Source organism: Nonomuraea sp. NPDC049624 (genome assembly GCF_040675255.1).
In the GTDB taxonomy this organism is placed as follows: Bacteria; Actinomycetota; Actinomycetes; order Streptosporangiales; family Streptosporangiaceae; genus Nonomuraea.
In genome coordinates, this window is the sequence record NZ_JBFAOR010000016.1 from 78,565 (window position 1) to 99,999 (window position 21,435).

Below are 21,435 nucleotides of genomic sequence, written 5' to 3' on the forward strand. Positions count from 1 at the left end.
GCTCACCTCGGTACATAGTTCGGATTAGGAATCCAAGTGTCGGGCTCGTCAAACTTGCCCAGTCTCCAAGCGCCTCTGATCTGCGAAGGCTCGATTCTGGTGAACAGGATCTCGCGTTCAGGTTTCAGATGCCTGAAGCGAGGGCTGTACTTCACAGGGGTGCCGTTGCCCCAATCATCTATCTCGTAGATGAAACCCTTGTGCTTGACCGCGAAGCCGCGCGCTACGCTCTTGCTCTTCGAAGCCGCGATCCAGCCGTTTCCGCCGGCAAGGTGTTCGTCGAGGCTCATCTCGGGGTTGCGGGCGGTCATGCCGTTCTCGAATATCTTCTCCGTTCTCCGTCCATCGCCCCGGAAGAGCGGGGGTACGTCACCCTCTACGCGTCCAAGGGCCCCTTTGTCGAGTGGTGATGACTTCGCTAAGGGGTGAGCCTTTGTGCTCTTCGCGGCTTTGGCCAGGGCCCCTGTCACTCGCTTGCCGCCGGAGACTGCGCTGCTGGCCCCGCCTGACGTGAGGGCCGCAACGATGTCCGGGATGAGACGGCCGAACGCCCGCTCAGGATTAGATGCCCAGGTGTCCCAGTCCACCGCCGACTTGGCGAACCCGACCGGATCCTGAGTCCCTGCAACCACTGCCTGGGCAAGGTCGTTGATATCCCGTTCCCACCCCATGTGGTCGAAGAGCACACGGTTGGGGGTGAACTTGAGCACTGTCTCGCCCGTGCCGGCTACGCCCTCGACGGCACCCTTGATGAGTTCGGTCGTCGGGTCACCGGAGTTCAGGTTGGAGTCGAAGGTGGCTTGGAGCTGCTGCCCTATGCGGTCCCAGAAGTCCCCAGTCAGAGGAAGTGCCGCACCTGGAGCGAACAACGACTCGTTGACCACGATCGGCTTGCCGCCGCCGAACAGCTCCGGCTTGTCGAGTTCCATCCGTTCCAAGAGCAATAATCGCCGGTTGATCTCCGGGCCTTGCTGCCCCGCCCATCCGCCTACCTGGCGGATCTTGTTGGCCGAGACCGGAGACAGCCAGGCCCCACGTAGCAGCTCCCACAGCTCATCCCCGATAGAGCCCAGAGACGATTCAGCTGCGTGCAGTGCTGCCTTCAGCGCCCGGACCCCCTCAGGGACCATGCCCTCCAGTTCGCCCATGGCTCAGCCGGGACTGTCCGCGGGCGTACGGGCGAGCAGCGCTCGGAATTCGTCCACCGCCTCGGCGCATGCTCTGAGGAGGAGCTGACGCTGACCGGTCAGCTCCTGGCCAAAGCGCTGCGCGGCCGGCCCCGTCCAAACGTTCTGTGCCATCAGCGTCGTCGCCCGATCGAGACTCGTCTTCGCCTCGTCGGTCAGTTGCTCTGCTCGCCGTAACGCCTGTTCCACTTGCTCCCGGGTCATACGCGACTCCCTCAGGCGCGGTGATCCAGCACGAGATCAAATGTGTAGTCATTGAACTGTGGTGCACGGGTCGCGGCAACCCGAATCGTCGGGATTGGTCTGATATCTCACATGAGAGCGCCGCTGACTGCGGGCGGCCTCTTCTGGCGCTCGCAACTGGTGGATGCGCCCACGTTTCCGCAGGTGGAGAGGGTCGAGATGCCCCCAAGATCATCCCCTGCATGTCCCCTGATCAAGGTCCTACGGCTGCATACGAGTGCCTGCAGTGACCTATCCGGGACCTGAAAAGCAGAAGACCTGCGGTCGAAAAACCGCAGGTCAGAAGGCGAAATGCCTGGTGGAGAAGAGTGCCCCCGGCAGGATTCGAACCTGCGGCACCCGCTTTAGGAGAGCGGTGCTCTATCCCCTGAGCTACGGAGGCGGACTCTCGTAAGCCTAGCGAAAGTTGGGCAGTGCGTGGGCCGCCGGGCAGGGGTCAGTTTGGTGAGGTTGGTTATGGGTGCTCTGAGCTGCGGTAAAGGCATGGCAAGCGGTCGGATTCCTGCGCTTCGTGCGTGGCTAGCTTCTGCCTGTGACCAGGAGGCGATCCACGCAAGCTCGTAGGCGGCCCGTTGTGTTGTTCGGGGCGTTGCTGGCGCCGGCGATTCTTGCCGGCGGGCTGTTGGCGGGGGAGATGCGTGGGTTCGAGGGAGTTGGTGCGCCGGTGGGGATGGAGGAGCGGAGGGCGGTGCGGTTGGCGTTCGAGCCCGTGTGGGTGCCCGCGCCTGCGCATCCTGATCGGCGGTACGAGGGGGTGATTCCGGCGCCTGTGCGGAAGGTCTCCGAGGTGTCCGAGGCGGTGGAGGTGCGCTCTTCGGTGCCCACGCTCGCGCCGGAGCCGGATCCTGTGGTTGAGGAGGAGCCGTACGCGCCTGAGGCTTCGCGGTCCTCGCCCGGGTGTGCGGGGGAGTGGGAGGACACCTGGCTGTGGGACATGTGCCGGGAGCGGGAGCAGGAGGTGGCACAGAATGCACGCTATGGCTGGTTGTCGGGCTTGTGAAGTGGACGAGGGGGCGTTGGCTGCGGAGGGTGTGGTCATGGGGTGTGGCGGCGCCCAGACCGCTGGCGGGATAGACCAGTGTCTCTTCTCCCTGTGATGGGGTTGTCTCGGGGCACTCAGGCGGTGGAGTGGCTCGGGTGTTGGTTGCGGCCGAGATTTCCCGGTCAGAGGTCAGAGGTCAGAGGTCAGGGGGCACTGCGCTGCTGAGGCAGGGGCGCCAACTCCGGTGGCTCTTGATGGCGGACCTGCATGTGACTGCGTGGCTGGGGTGAAGGCTCTGGAGCGAAGGGCTGGGAGGAGGTCATGAGGGGCCCGGCGACGTTGCGCATCATGTAGAGACTGCAAGTCGGGTGGCGCAGCCAGATGGATGACCTCCCGTCGTGCCCGCCAGGCCGCGACAGACTCGGAGGTCTGAGGACGCTGTCGGCGTTGATCTCGGGAGGGCCTTGCCCCGAGGGAGCGGTGAACCCTGTTCCTGAGGGAGGCCGAGTCGCCGAAGCCCGGACGAAGAGGGTTCCGCAAAGGGGGCGTCGCGGGTCCTCGTAAGCGGCCGCGGGGCCTCGTGACAAGAAGACGCCGAAGGCCTCGGAGAGGTGAGAAGGGGTGCTGTAGCGGACGGGGCATCGGAGGAGAGCCGCCGCAAGGAAGCTCAGGGCGGAGTCGTGCATGGGGCCATGCAAGGCCAGGGCGGTTGCACGCCTGGGGGCATGCAGGGCGACGGGTGCATGGGGGTGCAGGGTGCATGACGGGCAGGGGACGTTGACCCGTATGGCCAGTGTGCGCACTCTCGCGGCCGTCTCCCGGCTGTGCAGCGACAGTGCCTCGCGGGCCGCCAGAACCCCGACACAGAGGTCCACGAAGGCGCACGTTCGCGGGCGAGAGGGACATAGGGCTGCGATGCCGCTGGTGGGGAGGGGGAGCCATACATAGCGCGCTTTTTGTCTCATAGCAGCTCTTCGGAGTTCGGTCCGGACACTCGGGGGGCTGTAGTAACGTGCGTGCCTGACCCGGGTAACGAGTGTGCAAACGGAGGAGTCGAACGTGCCATCCCCTCGATCAGCGGGTCTGATCGCGGTCGTCATGGCGATGGCTTCTCTCTCCGTGCCGTCAGCGGTTCAGGCGCAGGCGCGGACCCAGGTGGAGCGGCGGGATCCGAGCAATCTGGCGGAGCTGCGCAAGGAGGCCGAGAAGTCGGCCAAGGAGCTTGAGGACGCCACCAAGGCGCTGGAGAAGCGGCGTGCCACGATCGCGGCGTCCGAGAAGGAGCTCAAGACCAAGCTGAACGGGCTGCAGGACTTGGAGCGCAGGCTCGCGGTGATCCGGCAGCCGGTCTCGCAGCTTGCGGAGCTGCTCTACGAGCAGCCCGTCGGGGCGGACGGCGTGGTGCCGTTCCTGTCGGGGGACGCCGGCGTCGGCACCCTGCGGGCGCTCTCGGACTCGACCGAGATGGTCCGGGTACGGCAGCAGGCCGTGGAGCAGACCAGCACCCTGTACAAGGAGGCCGAGCGGCTGGCCGCCGAGGCTCAGGAGCTGAGGGCGGGCAACCTGCTGGCCGAGGCCCAGATGGCGGCCGAGATCGACACGCTCAGGCAGCGTTCGGACAAGATCGTCAAGTCGCTCACCGCGGCGCTGGTGAAGCTGGGCATCAAGATCGACAAGGTCGGGCGGGCGGCGCTGGGGTGCAATCCCCTCCAGGCCGCCACGGCCAACAACTACCCCAACGGCCTCATCCCGAAGAGCATGCTCTGTCCGCTGCAGCAGAAGGGGTTCAGTCTGCGGGCGGACGCCACCATCGCCTTCGTCAGCCTGAACGAGGCCTACCGGAGGCGGTTCGGCAAGGCGATCTGCGTGACGGACGCCTACCGGAGCCTGGCCGAGCAGCAGTCCGTCTACTACCGGCGGCCGGGGTTCGCGGCCGTGCCGGGGCGGAGCAACCACGGTCTCGGGCTGGCTGTGGACCTGTGCGGCGGCGTGGAGCGGTTCCGGTCCACGGAGTTCGTGTGGATGGAGAAGAACTCCAAGAGGTATGGGTGGTTCCATCCCGCCTGGGCCTACAGCAGCCCGTTCGAGCCGTGGCACTGGGAGTACGACCCGAAGATCGACTCGCAGCTCTAGGCGGGCACGACCTCGGCGCTGCAGAAGGCGCAGCGGGAGGCGGCCTTCGGGATCTCCGACAGGCATTCGGGGCAGTCGCGGGTCTTGGCCTCCACCTGGGCCGCCGCGCGCTCCTTGAAATGCGTGTACGGCTTGACGACCAGGAAGTAGATCACCGCTGCGATCATCAGGAACGAGATCACCGCGTTGACGAACTTGCCGTACATGAAGTGGGACGCGCCGACGGTGACCTTCAGCGAGGAGAAGTCGGGCAGGCCGCCGAAGGCCGAGATCAGTGGGGTCAGCAGGTCGGCGACGAACGACTGCACGATCGAGTTGAAGGCCGCCCCGATGACCACCGCGACGGCCAGGTCCAGGACGTTGCCCTGCATGAGGAACTTCTTGAATCCGTTCATGGGCCAGAATCGTAGTCGGGCAATTACTTTCAGTTAACTCTTGAAGGTGATGGAGAGGCGGCCCGATGTCTGGGCGCCCGCCAGCTGGGCCGCCTGGTACGGGGTGGCCGCCAGCACCACCAGCGCGCCGCCGGTACGCGAATCGTCGGCCGGACGCGGGATGGTGATCACGCGGACGTCGTCGGCGATGAGCCGGGCCGGCTGGCCGCCCTCCCAGGCCGCCAGGACGCCGACGGTCGAGCCGGGGGAGATGAGGGCGACGGCGTCGGGGTCGGCGATGCGCACGGGGGCGGCGACCGTGCCGGGCGGCAGCGGCACCGGATGGAGCAGGCGGGCGTCGGTCAGTGGTTCGCCCCGGCGCATGGGTCCGGCGAGGTAGCGGCCCGCCGCGTACGACCGGACGGCCCCGTCGGGCGGGTGGGCGAGCGGCGCCGGACGGAGGTCACCGGGACGCAGCGGGCCGGGGGCGAGGTCGCGGGCGGCGACGAGGACCTCGGGGCCCGCGGCGGGACGGAGAGCGACATAGGCCGCCAGGACGCCCACCGCGGCCAGCGCCGCCGCGATCGGACGACGCCGCCGGGCCCACGGCCGCAGCCAGGCCGGCTGCCTGCTCACGGCAGCTCGAAGGGCAGCTTGATGCCGTCGAGGGCCGAGCCGCAGGAGCACGTGCGGTCGGTGGGCAGCGCCTGGACGGTCTCGGCGATCAGCGTGCGCATGCGGGTGACGTTGCGGGCGAAGAACTCCAGCACCTCGTCGTGGGTCACACCCTGGCCGGCCTCGACCCCGGCGTCGTGGTCGGTCACCAGGGAGAGCGAGGTGTAACACAGGGCCAGCTCGCGGGCCAGCACGGACTCGGGGTAGCCGGTCATGCCCACGATCGACCACCCGTTGGCGGCGAACCACTGGGACTCGGCCCGGCTGGAGAAGCGGGGGCCCTCGATGACCACCAGCGTGCCGCCGTCGACGACGTCGCCCCAGCCGGTGGAGCGGGCGGTGGCCACGGCCGCGGCCCTGCCGGACGGGCAGTAGGGGTCGGCGAAGGAGACGTGGACGGCCCCCGAGACGTCGTAGTACGTCTGCGGCCGGCCCGAGGTGCGGTCGACGATCTGGTCGGGCACGACGATGGCGCCGGGGCCGTACTCGGCCTTGAGTGAACCGACGGCGCTGGGGGCGAGCACCTGGGTCACGCCGAGCGAGCGCAGCGCCCACAGATTGGCGCGGTAGGGGATGCGGTGGGGAGGGAAGCGGTGATCCCGGCCGTGCCGGGGGATGAACGCGACCGAACGCGAGCCGATGCGGCCGACGGTGACGACGTCGCTGGGCGGCCCGTAGGGGGTGGAGAGCTCGATCTCCTCCGCGTCGTCGAGGAGGGAGTAGAAGCCCGAGCCGCCGAGGACGCCGATGTCTGCGCGAGTGACCATGGCGCCGAGAGTAGCCGGACGGCCGAGGGCCGCGAGAACGCCGAACGCCGTTCTGTGGATAACCGTGCCGGCGTGCGCACGCCCGCCCGAACGCGGAGCGTACGCACACCAGTACGAAGAGTAGGATCGCCGCATGCGGCAAAAAGGGCTGGGCCTCATCATCCTCGCGCTGATGCTCGGCATGCTGCTGGCCTCGCTCGACCAGACCATAGTCTCCACGGCCCTGCCGACGATCGTGAGCGACCTGGGCGGGCTGGAGCAGCTCTCCTGGGTGGTGACGGGCTACATGCTCGCCTCGACCGTCTCCACGCCGTTGTGGGGCAAACTGGGCGACCAGTACGGCCGCAAAAAGCTCTTCATCGCCGCGATCGTCATCTTCCTCCTCGGATCGGCCCTGTGCGGGCTGAGCCGGAACATGGGGGAGCTGATCGGGTTCCGGTCGATCCAGGGGCTGGGCGGCGGTGGGCTCATGGTGCTCGCGCAGGCGATCGTGGGTGACGTGGTCTCGGCCCGCGAACGAGGGCGCTACCAGGGCTTCTTCGGCGCCGTCTTCGCCGTCAGCAGCATCGTGGGGCCGCTGCTCGGCGGGCTGTTCGTCGACCATCTGTCCTGGCACTGGGTGTTCTACGTCAACCTGCCCCTGGGCGCGATCGCCCTGGGCGTGATCGCGGCGGCGCTGCCCGGCGACGACACGCGCACCAGCCATCGCATCGACTACGCCGGGGTGGTGCTGCTCGGCGGCGCGACGTCGTGCCTGGTGCTCATCACGACCTGGGGCGGCACGACCTATCCCTGGGCGAGCCCGGTCATCGCCTGCCTGGCGCTGGGGGCGGCGGCGCTGGTCGCGGCGTGGGTGGCGGTCGAGCGACGGGCCGCCGAGCCGGTGCTGCCGCTGGGGCTGTTCCGGGTGCGGGCGTTCGCGATGTCGTCCGCGGTGGGGTTCGTGGTGGGGTTCGCGATGTTCGGGGCGCTCACGTACCTGCCGCTGTTCCTGCAGGTCGTGCATGGGGTGAGTCCCACCTTGTCCGGGGTGTACCTGCTGCCGATGATGGCCGGGATGCTCACGATGTCGATCGTCAGCGGGCTGGTGATCTCGAAGACCGGCCGATACCGCTTCCTGCCCATCGCGGGCACGGCCGTGGCGACGGCGGGGTTGTTCCTGCTGTCCGGGCTGAGCGAGCGCAGCAGCCTGCTGACGATGGGCGGCTACCTGCTGGTGCTCGGCGTCGGGCTCGGGATGACCATGCAGGTGCTGGTGATCGTCGTCCAGAACGCCGTCGACTTCAAGGACCTCGGCGTGGCCACGTCGGGGGCGACGTTCTTCCGGTCGATCGGCGGGTCCTTCGGGGTCGCCACGCTGGGGGCGGTCTTCACCGGCACGCTCGACGGCGAGCTGCGGGAGGTGCTGGCCAGGGCCCGGTTGCCGGCGGGGTTCGACCCGTCCGGAATCCAGCGCGACCCGACCGTCATCCAGCGGCTGCCTCCCGCGCTGGCCGGTCAGTTCCTCCATGTGTACGCCGACGCCATCGCCACCGTCTTCCGCGTGGCCGCGCCGGTGATGCTCGGCGCGTTCGCGCTGAGCTGGTTCATCCCGCAGACGCGGCTCAGGGAGACCACCAAGGCGGCCGACCTGGGCGAGGGGCTGGGCGCCACGTCGGCCGAGCGGTCGTCACTGGAGGAGGTCGAACGGGGGCTCATGCGGCTCGCCGACGCCGACCTGCGCAGGGGGTACTACGAAAGGCTCGGGGCGCTGGCGGGGCTGAGCGGGCTCGCGCCGCAAGGGGTGTGGGTGCTCGCCAGGCTCAACGGCAAGGGCTGGGTCGGGGCGGGCGAGCTGGCCGAGTGCGCCAAGGTGAGCAGGGCACGCGGACGGCCCCACGTCGACCGGCTGGTGGACGAGGGGCTGGTGGAGCGTTCGGCGGACGGCGAGCGGTTGCGGCTCACGCCGGAGGGGGACCGGGCGGCCCTGGGGCTCGTGCGCTGCTCACGCGAAGGGCTGAGCAGGCTCGTGGCCGACTGGGGGCCCGATCCACAACTGACGCGGCTCGTCGATCGCATCGCGCCCGAACTGCTCGGCGCGTACGCCGACCGGCCTCGATGAGGCCCCCGCCCGTGCGGGCGGGGTGACGCGCCTAGCTGGAAGCCGCGGCGGACGCCGGCGCCGGGGTGGACGACGACGAGGACGACGACTCGCTCGACTTGCTCTCGGCCGGCTTCGACGGGGTGGTCGAGGCGGTGGAGGACGTCGAGGACGAGCGGTTGTCGGTGCGGTAGAAGCCCGAACCCTTGAACACGATGCCGACGGCGGAGAACACCTTCCGCAGGTTGCCCTGACAGTTGGGGCACACCGTCAGCGCATCGTCGGTGAACTTCTGCACGACTTCGAGCTGCTCGCCGCAGTCGTTGCAGGCGTACTGGTAGGTCGGCACGCGCTCCTCCTTATACGTTCTGGCACTCGAGCGATGCGACTGCTAATGCTAACCGATTGGGCCAAACACCTATTCCAACCCCCGCTCCCCGTACCAACCGGCCAGCTTGCCGCTGCGGCTGACCGCGCGCAGGCGGCGTTCGACCTGGTCACGGCAGGCGGCCGTGGTGACCACCAGGAGCTGGTCGTCGGCCCGGACGCGGGTGCTGTTGTCCGGTACGAACGATTTGCCGTCGCGGACCACGAGCGTAACGGCGGCTCCGGCGGGCAGGCGCAGCTCGAAGACCTCCACGCCGTGCAGGCGCGACCCGACGGGCACCTTGACCTGCAGCAGGTCCGCCTTGAGCTCCTCCAGCGGCGCGGACTCCACCTCCAGGTCGTGCGCCTCGCCCGGCGCGCTCACCCCGAGCAGCCGGGCCGCGTACGGCAAAGTGGGCCCCTGCAGCAGCGTGAACACGATCACGATCACGAAGACCTGGTTGAAGATCTCCTTCGAGCCCTGCACGCCGGACGCCCACGGGATGGTCGCCAGCACGATGGGGATCGCGCCGCGCAGCCCCGCCCACGACAGGAACGCCTGGTCGCGCCAGCTCACCCGATCCAGCCGCAACACCCGGGCCACGGTCGAGCTGACCAGCACCGACAGCGGACGGGCCACCATCACCAGCACGGACCCGGCGATCACGCCCGGCACGATGGCCGACGGCAGCTCCTTGGGGGTGGCCAGCAGCCCGAGCATGACGAACAGCCCGATCTGCGCCAGCCACGCCGCGCCCTCGGCGAACCCTCTGGTCGCGGCGCGGTGCGGCAGGCGTGAATCGCCCAGGATGAGGGCCGTGAGGTAGACGGCCAGGAAGCCGGAGCCGTGCAGCAGCACCGCGCCGCCGTACGAGACGAAGGTGAGGGCGAGCACGGCGATCGGGTAGAGGCCGGAGGCGGGGAGGGCGACGCGGCGCAGCGCGTACGCGCCCGCCGGTCCGACGGCGAGGCCCACGGCCGCGCCGATGACCAGCTCGATGGCCGTCTCCAGCAGGAACGTTCCCACGGACGCCGGCCGCCGCGAGGCTCCGCTGAGCAGTACGACGGCGATGACCGTGGGGGCGTCGTTGAATCCGGACTCCGCCTCCAGGACCCCCGCCAGCCGGGTCGGGAGCGGCAGTCTGCGCAGCACCGAGAAGACGGCGGCGGCGTCCGTGGAGGCCAGCACGGCGCCGAGGGCCAGCGCCGCGGTCGGATCCATGCCGAGCAGCCCCTGGACGGCCAGCGCCACGACCACGATGCTCACCGTCACGCCGACGGTGGCCAGGATCAGGGCGAGGGGCACCGACTTGCGGACGTGCGACCAGGTCGTGGTCAGACCGCCCTCGGCCAGGATCACCGCCAGCGCGATCAGGCCGATCTGCTGGACGGCCTGCGGGCTCTCCAGCTTGGCGCCGAAGCCCGAGGCCCCCAGAACCAGGCCGAGGGCCAGGAAGAGGAGAAGACTGGGCAGACCGCTGCGATGTGCGATGCGTACGGACGCGATGGCCGCGATGACAATTCCGGCGCCGATCAGGAGCCAGACATCAAGCGTCATCCAGCCCCCTCTCGTCCCTTCGGTCACATAAGCCTAGTGAGTCCGCGCGGGGTCATCGCAAAACGGACCCGGTGGTCGTGCGGCTCGGCGGGCACGTCGTCGATCAGCTCGCCGTCGTGCAGCAGGGCCACCGTGGGGACGTTGGGCCCCACCCTGGCCAGCGCGCGGTCGTAGGAACCGCCGCCGCGTCCGAGGCGCACCCCCGTGCGGCGGTCGACCGCGAGGGCGGGCACGATCACCAGCGCGGCCGTGCGGACGGCGTCGACGCCCCGGCGCGTGTCGACCGGTTCCATGATGCCGAAGCGGCCAGGGGCGAGCGTGTCCGGGCCGTCGTAGACCGCCCAATCCAGGTCATTGTCCTCTTTCAGCACCGGAAGGATCACCGTCGCGCCGTGTTTCCACAGAGCGAACACGAGACCGTGCGTCTCGGGCTCCGACCCCGCTGACCAGTAGCAAGCCACCAGACCGGCCATCTGGACCCAGGGCTGTTCGAGCAGCGTCTCGCGGACCTTGGTGGCGTTTGCCCGCAGTTGTTCGGGGGGCAGAGCGGTACGCGCCGCGAGCAGTCGGCGACGCAGGTTCAGCTTGTCCACAGGTACCTCCACTAGGGTCTACTCATGGCTGACTTCGACCCTGTGACGAAAGCCGTCGTGCCCGCCGCGGGTCTGGGCACCCGGTTCCTCCCGGCGACCAAGGCGACACCCAAAGAGATGTTGCCCATCGTCGACAAGCCCGCGATCCAGTATGTCGTCGAGGAGGCGGCCTCCGCCGGGCTCCTCGACGTCCTCATGGTCACCGGCAAGAACAAGCGGTCCATCGAAGACCACTTCGACCGCGCGTTCGAGCTGGAAGAGGCCCTGGAGGCCAAGGGCGACGAGCAACGGTTGTCCCAGGTCCGCGAGCCCGCCTCGCTCGCCACGCTGCACTACGTGCGGCAGGGCGAGCCGAAGGGGCTGGGGCACGCGGTGTTGTGCGCCAAGCAGCACGTCGGCGACCACCCGTTCGCCTGCCTGCTCGGTGACGACCTGATCGACTACCGCGACCACCTGCTCAAGCGCATGATCGAGGTGCGCGACACGTTCGGCGGCAGCGTGGTGGCGCTGATGGAGGTGCCGAGGGAGCAGGTCTCGCTCTACGGCGTGGCCACCATCGCCGGCACCGTCGAGGACGACGTCGTGCGCGTGACCGACCTGGTGGAGAAGCCGCCGGTGGACGAGGCGCCCTCCACGTGGGCGGTCATCGGGCGATACGTGCTCGATCCCGCCGTTTTCGAGGTCCTGGAGAACACCCCGCCCGGCCGCGGCAACGAGATCCAGCTCACCGACGCGCTGCGCACGCTGGCCGGCCGCGGCTCCGAGCAGGGCGGGCCGGTGCACGGCGTGCTGTTCCGCGGGCGGCGGTACGACACCGGCGACAAGCTCGACTATCTGCGCACGGTGGTGAAGTTCGCCGCCGATCGCGAGGATCTGGCGCCGGAGTTCGTGCCGTGGCTGCGGGAGTTCCTCGATGAGATCGGTTGACGCGCATCTGGCCGAGATCCTGGCCACTGTGCGTCCGCTGGCGCCGCTGGAGCTGGAGCTGGAGCGGGCGCTAGGCACGACGCTGGCCGAGGACGTCTCCTCGCCGGTGCCGCTGCCGCCGTTCGACAACTCCGCGATGGACGGCTACGCGGTCAGGGCCGAGGACGTCCCCGGCACGCTGCCGGTGATCGACGACGTCGCCGCCGGGTCCGACGAGCTGCGGGCGGTGGGCCCCGGGCATGCCGTCCGCATCATGACCGGGGCGCCCATGCCGGCCGGGGCGGACTCCGTCGTGCCGGTGGAGTGGACGGACGGCGGCACGGTCTCCGTCCGGATAAATCGTGATGTCCCGGTTGGTAACGCGATTCGCCGGGCGGGCGAGGACGTCCAGGCGGGCGAGGTGGTGCTCAAGGCCGGCACGGTGATCGGGCCGGCCCAGCTCGGGATCATCGCCGGTGTGGGACGGCGGCGCGTGTGGGTGCGTCCGCAGCCCCGCGTCGTCGTCATCTCGACCGGCGCCGAGCTGGTCGAGCCGGGGGCGCCGCTGGGCCGCGGGCAGATCTGGGAGTCCAACAGCTTCACCCTGACGGCCGCGGTGCGCGCGGCGGGCGCCGAGGGGTTCCGCGCGGGGTCCGTCGGCGACGATCCCGCCGTGCTGCTCGACCAGCTCGACACCCATCTGGTGCGCGCCGATGCGATCATCACCAGCGGCGGGGTCTCCATGGGGGCCTACGAGCCCGTCAAGGAGGCCCTGGCGCCGCTCGGCACGGTCCGGTTCGAGAAGGTCGCGATGCAGCCCGGCATGCCGCAGGGGTTCGGCGTCCTGGGCGACGACCGGGTGCCGATCTTCGCCCTGCCGGGCAACCCGGTGTCCTCCTTCGTGTCGTTCATGCTGTTCGTCCGCCCCGCGCTCGACAAGATGCGCGGCCTGCCCACCGACACGGCCCCGGTGACCGCCTACGTCACCGCGGCGCTGCGCTCGCCGTCGGGCCGGCGCTCGTACCTGCGCGGCGTGCTGGCCTCCGACGGCACGGTCGCGCCGGTCCACGGGCAGGGCTCCCACCAGCTCGCGGCCCTGGCCTCGGCGAACGCGCTGATCGTGGTGCCGGAGGACGTGACCGAGGTGCCCGGCGGGTCCGAGGTGGAGGTGATCCGGCTGTGAGCGAGTTCACCCATCTGGACGAGACGGGCGCGGCCCGCATGGTCGACGTCTCGGCCAAGGACGTCTCCGCCCGTACCGCGACGGCGACCGGGCGGGTGTTGTTGTCGCCGGAGGTCGTGGCGCTGCTGCGGTCGGGCGAGGTGCCCAAGGGCGACGCGCTGGGGGTGGCCAGGATCGCCGGGATCATGGGGGCGAAGCGCACGCCCGACCTCGTCCCGCTCTGCCATCCGATCGCGTTGCACGGCGTCAAGGTCCTGCTCGACGTCGAGGACTGGGGGGTGGCGATCACCGCCCGGGTGCGGACGGCCGACCGCACCGGGGTGGAGATGGAGGCGCTGACCGCCGTCACCGTGGCCGCGCTGGCGCTGATCGACATGGTCAAGGCGGTCGATCCGGCCGCCGTGATCACCGACGTCCGGGTGGAGGAGAAGGTGGGCGGCAAGACCGGCCTGTGGACCAGGGAAGCCACGTGATCAGGGCGCTCGTGGTGACGGTGTCGAACCGCGCGTCCGCCGGGATTTATGCCGACAAATCAGGGCCGTTGCTGGCCGAGCTGCTGGCCTCCGACGCCGGCTGCGAGGTCTCGGGGCCGGTGGTCGTCCCCGACGGCGACGCGGTCGAGGCGGCCTTGCGGGACGGCGTCGCGCAGGGTTACGACGTGATCGTCACCACCGGTGGCACCGGGCTCACGCCCCTCGACCTGACGCCGGAGATGACCGCCCGCGTGATCACCAGGGAAATTCCCGGTATTGCGGAGGCCATTCGCCTGGCGAATCGCGACAAGGTGCCCACGTCGGTCCTGTCCCGGGGGCTGGCCGGTCAGGCGGGTGACACGTTGATCGTGAATCTGCCCGGCTCGTCCGGCGGCGTCCGGGATGGGGTGGCGGTGCTCGCGCCCGTCCTGCGGCACGCCGTCGAGCAGATGAAGGGCGGCGATCACCCCCGCTGACCAGGTTTCGGTCTGCCGATCGATGATCCGTGGCGACATCGAGCCCGATGGGGGGATGATGAGAGGCGTGGATCGACTTCGTGGCTGGCCGGCGATTCTGAACGAAGGCCCGGTAGGCCTGCGGCCGCTGCGGCTGAGCGACGTACGCGTCTGGCGCGAGACCAGGTTGCGCAACGCCGACTGGCTGCGCCCCTGGGAACCGAGCAACCCCGAGACCCCGCTGTTCAGGACGGGGCTCGGCCCGTACATCTCCATGGTCGGCACCCTGCGCCGTGAGGCCAGGCAGGGGCTGGCGCTGCCCTGGGTGGTCACCTACGGCGGCCGCTTCGCGGGGCAGCTCACCGTGGGGGCCATCGTGTGGGGATCTGCCCGTTCCGCCCAGGTCGGTTACTGGGTGGACGGCGCGTTGGCCGGGCGGGGCATCATCCCCACCGCCCTGGCCCTGGCCGTCGATCATTGCTTTTTCACCACCGGATTGCATCGGCTAGAGGCGAACATCCGTCCTGAGAACCAGGCCAGCCGTAGGGTGGTGGAGAAGCTCGGGTTCAGGGAAGAAGGCATTCGGCGTCGCCAACTCCACATCGACGGGGCCTGGCGCGACCACATCTGCTACGCGCTGACCGTCGAGGACGTCCCCGGCGGCCTGCTCGTACAGTGGCGGCGCGCCCGTGAGGCGGCCGCTCACGGCGGTTCTCCGATCGAAGAGGTTTGACGATCTCGCGACACACCGCACCGAATGCTCGTCAATCAGTGACACACGGTCTTACGGTGCGTGACGTGAGCACAATGAAGGCGCGACGAGCACAGACGCGCTTTCGTGCTGCCCGGAGGTGGTCGTGAGCAGCGCCTTCCTCTATGTCGCCATTGTGGTGATGTGGCTGTGCGTCCTGATCCCGATGTGGTTGCGCCGGGACAAGACGAACCTCCAGGAGCTGGCCGAACTCGAAGAGCACTACACCGGCGAGCACGCCCTGCCCGACCTGGACAACCTCGACGCCACCCTCGGCGACGAGGACGCGCCGGAGGTCGAGAAGGTCGATGTCCGGCAGTTCCGGCTTCGGCGTAGGGCGATCATCGTAGCGCGCCGCCGGAGGTTGTTGTTCTTCACCGCGCTGCTCGTCCTCGCCTCGGTGGTCACGGCCGGGGTCGAGATGATCCCGTGGTGGGGCGTGGCGCCGTCCGTGGTCGTCATGCTGTCGTACATGGCCTTTCTGCGGATCGCCGTACAGGTGGATCGCGAACGCCGCGAGCGGGCCCTCCAGGCGCGCTCTGAGCGGCTGCGACGGGCCCGCGAGCGGCGCCGGGCGGCGGCCGAGGTGGAGGCCGAGGTGATCGACCTGACCGCGCTGCACGCCGACGTCCTGTTCGACCAGTACGCCGAACCACCCAAACGGGCGGTGGGGGACTGAGAGGATGGCGCGAGGACCCTTGGGAGTTTGCTAATCTGGTCGAGTCCTTGGGGATGTAGCGCAGTCCGGTAGCGCACTTCGTTCGCATCGAAGGGGTCAGGGGTTCGAATCCCCTCATCTCCACCCAAGGCCGTTCTCGAAACGGCTGGACTGAAGTTGACGGGATCCCGTCTGATCATCGCGATCAGGCGGGATCTTGTCGTTTCAGGGGTTTCCGAATCGGGCTCGTCCTGGTTTGGGGACCGCGGAGCAGGTGTCCGGGAAGGCCTGGATGGTGTCAGCCCGCTGGTGGAGGACAGAGATCCGGCCGTTGGGCATGGCGAAGCCGACGGTGGGCTGGGCGCTGCGGTGGGGTGGCGGGTTTTGCGGCTTATGGGGCGGGTGGTGGTCTGCTCTGGCCTGTGGGTGGCGTGCCGTCGAAGGGCTCGACTGGAGTCTGCGGGGTGTCGGCGGGTGTGATCGGCTCGTTTTGGAGCTGGTGGGTATAGCGCCACTGGTCGAGAAAGTCGTCGTTGGCGACCGTGACGAGCAGGGCGATCAGGATGGTCTGGGCGACGCGGCCGTGGGCGAGCCGGTTCTTTGGATTGCCGAGGTCGGGGCCATGTCCCTTGAGCCGGCCGTTGATGCCTTCGGTGTTGGCGTGGACGGATTTGTAGGTCCCGATCCAGGCGGGACTCAGGTAGGCCAGGTCCTGGCGGAATTTGTCGAGGTGGCCGAGGTCGTCCTTGCGGACGGTGATGGTGTGCTGGTGGCAGATCTTCGGCAGTTCGCCGGTCTTGTGGTCGGGTGCCGGGGGCAGGACGCGGGGTTTGGCCGCAGGGTGGGCGGCTCGTTGTCGGGCATCGGTCAGGTCTACCGCGGTGGGCCGCTGGGCCCGTGCTGGTGGAGGCGGTCGTAGCGGGGGCAGGTGACCGCCGGGGAGGTGCCTGCTGCCGGGCATTGGAAGCGGATGGCGCCGTCTGCGTTCGCGCTCTGTTTGAGGCGCAGCAAGTACGGCTCTCGCGCGGCGATCAACGCGGCGAGCTCTTCCGACGGCGCGCGGATGGCGGCGTCGTCCAGGCCGGTGGTGGCGTGGGCGAGCCGGTCGGGCATCAGTGGACAGGCTGGGGGGCCGTCGATGAACAGGGTGCCGTGGACGCTGCCCTGCACTTCCCGCTGCCGGACCATGGTCATTCACGGCGGCCAGGTGCTGTCCACCTACACCCACGTCTCGGATCAGTGGTCGACGTACGGCACAACGATCATCGTGCCGACGGCGCGGAAGGCACACCATGTCCTGGACGACTTTCTGGGCAACGCGACCGACCTACCGACACACGGAGCCATGCTCATCAACTTTGTCTTGTTCGACCTGGTCGGCAAGGCGCTCACTCCGCGGTTGCGGGATCTGACCCGGGTCACCCTGGTCCGTGACGCCACCCCGACCGAGATCGCCAAGCGTTACCCGCCTGCCGGGCCGCTGCTGGGGGCGCGCTGGAATGAGGACCTCATTGCCGGCTGCTGGCCCGACCTTCTGCGGATGGCCGGGTCGCTGAAGTACGGGCAGGCCACCGCCTCGCTGATCGTCGGCACGTGGTCGGCCGCGTCCCGGCAGAACGCCTTGGCCGCCGCGCTGAAGGAGTGGGGCATGCTCAGAAGGACCGTCCACCTGGCCGAATATCTGTCGGACCCGGCCTTCAGGCGGAAGATCGCGGCAGCTGAACAAGGGAGAGCCTGCACGCGCTGTGCCGCGACCTGCTCTACGCCCAGCAGGGCACGATCACCCGGCCGCACCTGGAACAGCAGACCGAGCAGGCGTGGTGCTTGACCCTGCTGACCAACGCGGTGGCCGCCTGGACGACCGAATATTACTCCAGGGCGGTGCTGGAGTTGCGTTCCCAGGGCCGGGATGTGCCGGACGAGATCCTGTCGCACATCTCGCCCGGCCACAGCGACGACATCAACTTCTTCGGCGTCATCAACGTCGACGTTGAGGCGGACCTGGCCGAGCTCGACACCAGCGGATGGCGACCGCTGCGGCCCGCGCAACTGCGTGAGCTGGGACTGGCTCCCGGAGCAGCCATCGCGTCGTGCCGTTAAGGGAGGCACGGATGGGGTGAGAAGGGGTGAGTTGGCCCGTGCCCGACGACGGGCCACGTGCTGCCGACCGGCCGAGTCGGAGTATGCCATCGTCCGGCTGCTGGAGGCCAAGTCCGTCGATGAAACGCTGGAGCTGCTCGACCTGCTGATGGAGACCAGTTGCTGAACAAGGCGCAGGCTGTGGCGAACAAGGAGAAGGTCCGCAAGCATCCGAAGCCGGCGAAGGCCTCGCCCCGCCCTCTACCGTCAGCGTCACGCTGTGGAAATGCGGCATCAACCAGCTCAGACGCAACCGCGCCACGGCCACCCGGTATGACAAGCTTGCTGTCCACTTTGTCATCGGCGCGAAACCCTGGGCGGGTGCCGGCCCAGGGCGCCGCCATGCGTGAGTGAGATCACTGGTGCCCTAGGCGTCGAAGTCCGTCGACGGTTTCGACAAGCCGGCGCAGCTCTTCGTCGGTGTTGTAGTAGTGCACCGAGGCGCGGACCAGGTCGGGCAGCCCCCGCGCGCCCATGTCGTACGGAGCGTACTCTCGCAGCGAGACCGACGTGTTGACGTCCAACTCGGCGAGCCTGCGGTGAACATCGGCCGAGGGCATCCCCGCGACGGTGAAGGTGACGATGCCGCACTGCCGTACGCCTTGGTCGTGGACCCGTACGCCGGGCACCTGCCGCAGGTCCTGCCGGAGCCGCCGCGCCAGGTCGCGCACCCGCTCCTCGATGTTGCCCAGCCCCAGGGACAGGGCGTAATCGACAGCGGCGCCCAGGCCGAGCGTGGCGGCGACGTTGCGCTCCCACGTCTCGAACATCCGCGCGGTTTTGTCGATCTCGTAGCTGTCTGGGCCGGTCCAGGCGGCGGAGTGTAGATCCAGTACGGCCGGCCGGATCTGCTCGCGCAGCCGGGGCCGTACGTACAGGAAGCCCGTGCCACGGGGGCCCCGCAGGTATTTGCGGCCCGGGGCGCTGAGGGCGTCGCAGTGCAGCCGCTCGACGTCCAGGTCGAGCTGGCCGGCCGACTGGCAGGCGTCCAGCAGGAACGGCACGCCGGCCGCCTCGGCCAGCCGCCCCACCTCCTCGGCGGGGTTGACGAGACCGCCTTGAGTGGGGACGTGGGTGATCGCGATGAGGCGTACCCGCCCGTCCATTCGGCGCCGCAAGTCCTCCACGTCCATCTGGCCGCTTTCATCGTCGTCGACCACCTCGACGCGTGCCCCGGTGCGCTCGGCCACCTGGAGGAAGGCGATGACATTGCTGGCGTATTCGGCGCGGCAGGTCAGGATGCGGTCGCCGGGGCCGAACGGCAAGGCGTAGAACACCGCCTGCCACGCTCGAGTCGCGTTGTCGGTCAGTGCGATGTCTTCGGCGGCTGCGTTGAGCAGGGCAGCGACGGAGGATCGGACCGCGGCGAGCCGGGGCGCCGCATCAGCGGCCGCCCGGTAGCCGCCGCGCAGTGCCTCGGCGCGCAGGTGGGCGATCACCGTGTCGGTCACGATCGCGGGAGGCAGCGAGGTGCCCGCGTTGTCCAGGTGGGTCACGTAGGTACAGCCGGGCGTGTCGGCCCGAGCCTGTTCAACAGCTTGCATGCAAAACATGTAAACTGAATACAGTAGTGAGGCATTGTATGCAAACGAGGGGGCGAATGAACCACAGCGACACGGCTCCGCTGCGGCGCGACATATCGGAGCAGGTCACCGCACGCATTCTGGACGGTCGCCTGCCCGCCGAGGGGCGCGTCAACGAGGTCCACCTGGCGGCCGAGCTGGGGGTCAGCCGCACGCCGCTGCGGGAGGCGCTCGTGGAGCTCACCGACCGCGGCCTGCTGGTCGCCCAGCCGCGGCGTGGCTTCCGCGTGCCGCCTCTGGACATCGACGAGGCCCGCAAGCTGTATCCGCTGGTAGGCGAGTTGGAGGCCCTCGCCCTGCGGTGGACCGCGCCGCAGGACCTGCTCGGACTCGTTGACCGGCTGGAGGAGCAGCTCGAGGAGATGCAGGCCGTTCTGGAGCAGGGGGAGGAGTTGGCTGCGCTCGACGACCGCTGGCACGACCTGTTGCTCTCGGCCTGCGCCAACGCCCCCCTCATCCGGATCATCGCCCAGACGAAGCCCCTGCTCAAGCGCTACGACGTACTCTATTTCGGCGGCCCCGACCGGGCTCGGCGCAGCATCGACGAACACCGCCGTATCCTCGCCGCGATCCGGGAGGGAGACCTCACCGAGGGAGCGCGATGGCTCGTCCAGAACTGGGTCAACGGAGCCGCCTATCTCGGCCAGGACCCGCACCGGCCCACCCGGTAGATCGCGGCTCGGAAAGGGAGATCATGACCGGGAAGACACCGGCCTGCCGCACCGACCTGGACGGACATGTGGCCATCGTCACCGGCGGCTCCTCAGGCCTGGGGCACGCCATCGCGCTCGCCCTCGCGGAGGCCGGCTCGACGGTCGCGCTCGTCAGCCGCCGGCGGGAGGCCGGCGAGCGGGCCGGGGCACGCATCACATCCCGCACAGGCCGGGCCGCCTCGGCGTTGGCCTGCGACGTCAGCGACGAAGCCGGCGTCCACCGGGCGGCGGGTGAGGTCGCCGAGCGATTCGGCCGCCTAGACATTCTGGTGACCAGTGCGGGGATCCAGGCCAGGGGCGACGTCGGCGAGCTCGGCGCGGCCCAGCTCCGGCGCTGCCTTGAGATCAACGTCGTCGGGACCTTCCTGGCCTGCCAGGCGGCCGTCCCGTTCATGCGAGCCGCCGCTCGGCGTCTCGACCAGGACCATCCGCAACGACGTCGAGCGCCTGCGCTCGCCCGGCTACCCGGTGCACGCCACGCCCAGGGGGGCCGGCGGCTACCGCCTGGGCGCGGGCGCCGAGCTGCGCCGGCTGGCCCGCCAGAGCGCAGGCGACCCGGCGGCGTGGACGCCCGACCTGGCTTCCCTCGTCGCCGGCCTGTTCGAGCAGTTGGCGTCCGCCTGGGACACCGAGCACGCCACCGGCCGGCTGGACTTCCTCACCGACACCCTGGCCCGCGCGGCGGTCCGCTGCCGTCCGGGACCTGCTGGAGCTCGGCTCGGGCACCGTGGCCCTGGTCGACGCGCTGCTGTTCCGGCCGAGATCACCCGGGTGCTGACCGCCGACGGCCTGCTGATCTGGGCCAGCCAGTTGGGCGCCGACAGGCCGCTGTTCCTGGACACGCCCACCGCTATCACCGCATCGGGTAGCGCCTGGAGCGCGGTCCAGGCCGAAGCCGGCTGGGCAACTGGGCCGTGCTGCGCCGAGCCGGGACGCCTCGGCCGAAGACAGCGGCCTCTCCAGGCAGCTGAGGCCCGAGGCCGCGCAGTCAGGCGCCGGGCCCGTCGTTGGCCAGCACCCGGTAGACACTGGACAACGACGGGTGACGTCCCTTGTTCTTGCCCGTGGAGATGACCAGCCTGGACGCGATCTCCGGCACCGGGACCCCGCGCTCACGCAGGCTGCGCGCATAAGCGACCATGTCGTCGTCGAACACCCTCGGTCGGCCGCCATGGCGGCCGCGCTCGGGGGCTGAAGCCTGGCCCTCGAGAGACTTCTCCCGGATGTACCCGCGTTCGGATTCGGCCATGCCGGCGAAGAACGCGAACAACGCCGCGCCGTGCCCGGACGGGTCGTACACCCCCTGCAACGGGCCCGTCAGCAACTCCAGCTGGATATCAGCCCGGCGCAGCTCTTCGGCGATGGTCAGCAACTCGGCCGCGCCGCGCCCCAGGCGCTTCATCTCATGCACCGTGAAGATCACCCGCTGGTGCGGGACGGCAGACTTGATCGTGCGGACGTACTCCATGGCCTTGGCGAACTCCGGCCGCACCTTCACACGCGTGCTGATCTTCTCGGAGGAGATCGGCTCACATCCTGCCGCCGCCAGGGCGGCTCTCCAGCGGGTGATCTAGCCATTGCTTGCTGATCGTCGGGACGCCGGATCTGTTGGGAGC

General features: G+C 69.4%; 24 protein-coding genes, 2 tRNA genes and 2 pseudogenes. 16 read left to right on the forward strand and 12 right to left on the reverse strand.

All coding sequences use genetic code 11. The features are described 5' to 3' along the window. Nucleotides 1–2: 2 nt before the first annotated feature. From AB0J76_RS43770 to AB0J76_RS43780, 3 genes are all read right to left on the reverse strand, one after another. Nucleotides 3–1,148: a hypothetical protein gene (locus tag AB0J76_RS43770; RefSeq protein ID WP_352326230.1), complete on the reverse strand. Its 1,146-nt coding sequence runs from the start codon at nucleotides 1,146–1,148 to the stop codon at nucleotides 3–5. Nucleotides 1,149–1,151: 3 nt separating this feature from the next. After that, nucleotides 1,152–1,391: a hypothetical protein gene (locus AB0J76_RS43775; protein WP_352326229.1), complete on the reverse strand. Its 240-nt coding sequence runs from the start codon at nucleotides 1,389–1,391 to the stop codon at nucleotides 1,152–1,154. Nucleotides 1,392–1,739: 348 nt separating this feature from the next. Continuing rightward, nucleotides 1,740–1,812 (reverse strand) — tRNA-Arg (locus AB0J76_RS43780). Nucleotides 1,813–2,004: 192 nt separating this feature from the next. Here AB0J76_RS43780 and AB0J76_RS43785 point away from each other — a divergent pair. Further along, entirely contained in the window at nucleotides 2,005–2,430 is a 426-nt protein-coding gene (locus tag AB0J76_RS43785; RefSeq protein WP_352326228.1) for a hypothetical protein, read from the forward strand. Nucleotides 2,431–3,516: 1,086 nt separating this feature from the next. After that, entirely contained in the window at nucleotides 3,517–4,545 is a 1,029-nt protein-coding gene (locus AB0J76_RS43790) for a D-alanyl-D-alanine carboxypeptidase family protein (RefSeq protein WP_352326226.1), read from the forward strand. Here the strand turns inward: AB0J76_RS43790 and mscL are convergent. From mscL to AB0J76_RS43805, 3 genes are read right to left on the reverse strand one after another with little or no spacing between them, the layout of a single operon-like run. Further along, entirely contained in the window at nucleotides 4,542–4,940 is a 399-nt protein-coding gene (mscL, locus tag AB0J76_RS43795; RefSeq protein ID WP_352326225.1) for a large conductance mechanosensitive channel protein MscL, read from the reverse strand. The two genes, AB0J76_RS43790 and mscL, sit on opposite strands and share 4 nt — an antisense overlap. A 33-nt stretch (nucleotides 4,941–4,973) precedes the next feature. Continuing rightward, nucleotides 4,974–5,555, reverse strand: a complete 582-nt coding sequence (locus AB0J76_RS43800; RefSeq protein ID WP_352326224.1) for an RcpC/CpaB family pilus assembly protein — start codon at nucleotides 5,553–5,555, stop codon at nucleotides 4,974–4,976. Further along, on the reverse strand, nucleotides 5,552–6,361 hold the full coding sequence (locus AB0J76_RS43805) for an S-methyl-5'-thioadenosine phosphorylase (protein ID WP_352326222.1): 810 nt from the start codon (nucleotides 6,359–6,361) through the stop codon (nucleotides 5,552–5,554). The genes AB0J76_RS43800 and AB0J76_RS43805 overlap by 4 nt, the downstream gene beginning before the upstream one ends. Nucleotides 6,362–6,494: 133 nt before the next feature. Between AB0J76_RS43805 and AB0J76_RS43810 the strand changes: the two genes are divergently transcribed. Further along, nucleotides 6,495–8,462 carry an MFS transporter gene (locus AB0J76_RS43810; RefSeq protein ID WP_352326221.1) on the forward strand — a complete coding sequence of 656 codons (1,968 nt, stop codon included), beginning with the start codon at nucleotides 6,495–6,497 and terminating at the stop codon, nucleotides 8,460–8,462. A gap of 31 nt (nucleotides 8,463–8,493) precedes the next feature. Here AB0J76_RS43810 and AB0J76_RS43815 read toward each other — a convergent pair whose 3' ends face one another. From AB0J76_RS43815 to AB0J76_RS43825, 3 genes are all read right to left on the reverse strand, one after another. After that, nucleotides 8,494–8,790, reverse strand: coding sequence for an FmdB family zinc ribbon protein (locus AB0J76_RS43815; RefSeq protein ID WP_352326220.1), 297 nt, complete (start codon nucleotides 8,788–8,790; stop codon nucleotides 8,494–8,496). 69 nt (nucleotides 8,791–8,859) lie between these two features. Continuing rightward, the gene (locus AB0J76_RS43820) at nucleotides 8,860–10,365 is read right to left on the reverse strand and encodes a potassium/proton antiporter (RefSeq protein WP_352326219.1); all 1,506 of its coding nucleotides are present in this window, start codon (nucleotides 10,363–10,365) and stop codon (nucleotides 8,860–8,862) included. 23 nt (nucleotides 10,366–10,388) lie between these two features. Then, a complete protein-coding gene (locus AB0J76_RS43825; protein WP_358301060.1) occupies nucleotides 10,389–10,958 on the reverse strand; it encodes a 5-formyltetrahydrofolate cyclo-ligase in 570 nt (189 codons plus the stop codon). 24 nt (nucleotides 10,959–10,982) lie between these two features. On the opposite strand from AB0J76_RS43825, the gene galU reads away from it, so the two are divergent. The 7 genes from galU (at nucleotide 10,983) to AB0J76_RS43860 (ending at nucleotide 15,528) form a co-directional block, all read left to right on the forward strand. Continuing rightward, nucleotides 10,983–11,885, forward strand: a complete 903-nt coding sequence (galU, locus tag AB0J76_RS43830; protein WP_352325742.1) for a UTP--glucose-1-phosphate uridylyltransferase GalU — start codon at nucleotides 10,983–10,985, stop codon at nucleotides 11,883–11,885. Then, nucleotides 11,872–13,047 carry a gephyrin-like molybdotransferase Glp gene (gene glp / locus AB0J76_RS43835; protein ID WP_352325743.1) on the forward strand — a complete coding sequence of 392 codons (1,176 nt, stop codon included), beginning with the start codon at nucleotides 11,872–11,874 and terminating at the stop codon, nucleotides 13,045–13,047. Before galU ends, glp begins: the two co-directional genes overlap by 14 nt. Then, entirely contained in the window at nucleotides 13,044–13,520 is a 477-nt protein-coding gene (gene moaC / locus AB0J76_RS43840; protein ID WP_352325744.1) for a cyclic pyranopterin monophosphate synthase MoaC, read from the forward strand. The genes glp and moaC overlap by 4 nt, the downstream gene beginning before the upstream one ends. Beyond that, complete coding sequence (locus tag AB0J76_RS43845; RefSeq protein ID WP_352325746.1) at nucleotides 13,517–13,996, forward strand: MogA/MoaB family molybdenum cofactor biosynthesis protein; 480 nt, start codon at nucleotides 13,517–13,519, stop codon at nucleotides 13,994–13,996. The genes moaC and AB0J76_RS43845 overlap by 4 nt, the downstream gene beginning before the upstream one ends. Before the next feature lie 58 nt (nucleotides 13,997–14,054). Continuing rightward, entirely contained in the window at nucleotides 14,055–14,708 is a 654-nt protein-coding gene (locus AB0J76_RS43850) for a GNAT family protein (RefSeq protein WP_352325764.1), read from the forward strand. A gap of 124 nt (nucleotides 14,709–14,832) precedes the next feature. Then, nucleotides 14,833–15,405 (forward strand): hypothetical protein, encoded by a 573-nt coding sequence (locus AB0J76_RS43855; RefSeq protein ID WP_352325747.1) that lies wholly within the window; start codon nucleotides 14,833–14,835, stop codon nucleotides 15,403–15,405. A gap of 49 nt (nucleotides 15,406–15,454) precedes the next feature. Continuing rightward, a tRNA-Ala gene (locus AB0J76_RS43860) sits at nucleotides 15,455–15,528 on the forward strand. Nucleotides 15,529–15,775: 247 nt separating this feature from the next. Here AB0J76_RS43860 and AB0J76_RS43865 read toward each other — a convergent pair. Then, on the reverse strand, nucleotides 15,776–16,345 hold the full coding sequence (locus tag AB0J76_RS43865; protein WP_352325748.1) for a hypothetical protein: 570 nt from the start codon (nucleotides 16,343–16,345) through the stop codon (nucleotides 15,776–15,778). On the opposite strand from AB0J76_RS43865, the gene AB0J76_RS43870 reads away from it, so the two are divergent. Genes AB0J76_RS43870 through AB0J76_RS43880 form a run of 3 tightly spaced genes read left to right on the forward strand, consistent with a single transcriptional unit; the run spans nucleotide 16,313 to nucleotide 17,650 of the window. Next, nucleotides 16,313–17,212 (forward strand): Tn3 family transposase, encoded by a 900-nt coding sequence (locus tag AB0J76_RS43870; protein WP_352325749.1) that lies wholly within the window; start codon nucleotides 16,313–16,315, stop codon nucleotides 17,210–17,212. The two genes, AB0J76_RS43865 and AB0J76_RS43870, sit on opposite strands and share 33 nt — an antisense overlap. After that, nucleotides 17,164–17,484 carry a Tn3 family transposase gene (locus AB0J76_RS43875; protein WP_352325765.1) on the forward strand — a complete coding sequence of 107 codons (321 nt, stop codon included), beginning with the start codon at nucleotides 17,164–17,166 and terminating at the stop codon, nucleotides 17,482–17,484. Before AB0J76_RS43870 ends, AB0J76_RS43875 begins: the two co-directional genes overlap by 49 nt. A 31-nt stretch (nucleotides 17,485–17,515) precedes the next feature. Beyond that, nucleotides 17,516–17,650: a hypothetical protein gene (locus AB0J76_RS43880; protein WP_364393327.1), complete on the forward strand. Its 135-nt coding sequence runs from the start codon at nucleotides 17,516–17,518 to the stop codon at nucleotides 17,648–17,650. Nucleotides 17,651–17,879: 229 nt separating this feature from the next. Here the strand turns inward: AB0J76_RS43880 and AB0J76_RS43885 are convergent, their stop codons facing one another. Continuing rightward, complete coding sequence (locus tag AB0J76_RS43885) at nucleotides 17,880–19,067, reverse strand: aminotransferase class V-fold PLP-dependent enzyme (RefSeq protein WP_352325752.1); 1,188 nt, start codon at nucleotides 19,065–19,067, stop codon at nucleotides 17,880–17,882. 56 nt (nucleotides 19,068–19,123) lie between these two features. On the opposite strand from AB0J76_RS43885, the gene AB0J76_RS43890 reads away from it, so the two are divergent. From AB0J76_RS43890 to AB0J76_RS43900, 3 genes and pseudogenes are all read left to right on the forward strand, one after another. Beyond that, entirely contained in the window at nucleotides 19,124–19,777 is a 654-nt protein-coding gene (locus AB0J76_RS43890) for a GntR family transcriptional regulator (RefSeq protein WP_352325753.1), read from the forward strand. Nucleotides 19,778–19,800: 23 nt separating this feature from the next. Then, nucleotides 19,801–20,163 (forward strand): annotated as a pseudogene (locus AB0J76_RS43895) (SDR family NAD(P)-dependent oxidoreductase); the annotation flags it as partial. 61 nt (nucleotides 20,164–20,224) lie between these two features. Then, nucleotides 20,225–20,344: pseudogene (locus tag AB0J76_RS43900) on the forward strand (helix-turn-helix domain-containing protein); the annotation flags it as partial. A gap of 463 nt (nucleotides 20,345–20,807) precedes the next feature. On the opposite strand, the gene AB0J76_RS43905 reads toward AB0J76_RS43900, so the two are convergent. Beyond that, on the reverse strand, nucleotides 20,808–21,389 hold the full coding sequence (locus tag AB0J76_RS43905; RefSeq protein WP_352325766.1) for a recombinase family protein: 582 nt from the start codon (nucleotides 21,387–21,389) through the stop codon (nucleotides 20,808–20,810). Between the last annotated feature and the right edge of the window lie 46 nt (nucleotides 21,390–21,435).

Bases quoted from the DNA above. Each gene is read 5' to 3' on its own strand.
- mscL (WP_352326225.1), bottom strand. From the start codon at position 4,940: ATGAACGGATTCAAGAAGTTCCTCATGCAGGGCAACGTCCTGGACCTG.
- AB0J76_RS43775 (WP_352326229.1), bottom strand. From the start codon at position 1,391: ATGACCCGGGAGCAAGTGGAACAGGCGTTACGGCGAGCAGAGCAACTG.
- AB0J76_RS43820 (WP_352326219.1), bottom strand. From the start codon at position 10,365: ATGACGCTTGATGTCTGGCTCCTGATCGGCGCCGGAATTGTCATCGCG.
- AB0J76_RS43790 (WP_352326226.1), top strand. From the start codon at position 3,517: ATGGCTTCTCTCTCCGTGCCGTCAGCGGTTCAGGCGCAGGCGCGGACC.
- AB0J76_RS43805 (WP_352326222.1), bottom strand. From the start codon at position 6,361: ATGGTCACTCGCGCAGACATCGGCGTCCTCGGCGGCTCGGGCTTCTAC.
- AB0J76_RS43850 (WP_352325764.1), top strand. From the start codon at position 14,055: ATGAGAGGCGTGGATCGACTTCGTGGCTGGCCGGCGATTCTGAACGAA.
- galU (WP_352325742.1), top strand. From the start codon at position 10,983: ATGGCTGACTTCGACCCTGTGACGAAAGCCGTCGTGCCCGCCGCGGGT.
- glp (WP_352325743.1), top strand. From the start codon at position 11,872: ATGAGATCGGTTGACGCGCATCTGGCCGAGATCCTGGCCACTGTGCGT.
- AB0J76_RS43885 (WP_352325752.1), bottom strand. From the start codon at position 19,067: ATGCAAGCTGTTGAACAGGCTCGGGCCGACACGCCCGGCTGTACCTAC.
- AB0J76_RS43810 (WP_352326221.1), top strand. From the start codon at position 6,495: ATGCGGCAAAAAGGGCTGGGCCTCATCATCCTCGCGCTGATGCTCGGC.
- AB0J76_RS43890 (WP_352325753.1), top strand. From the start codon at position 19,124: ATGAACCACAGCGACACGGCTCCGCTGCGGCGCGACATATCGGAGCAG.
- AB0J76_RS43865 (WP_352325748.1), bottom strand. From the start codon at position 16,345: ATGCCCGGCAGCAGGCACCTCCCCGGCGGTCACCTGCCCCCGCTACGA.
- AB0J76_RS43770 (WP_352326230.1), bottom strand. From the start codon at position 1,148: ATGGGCGAACTGGAGGGCATGGTCCCTGAGGGGGTCCGGGCGCTGAAG.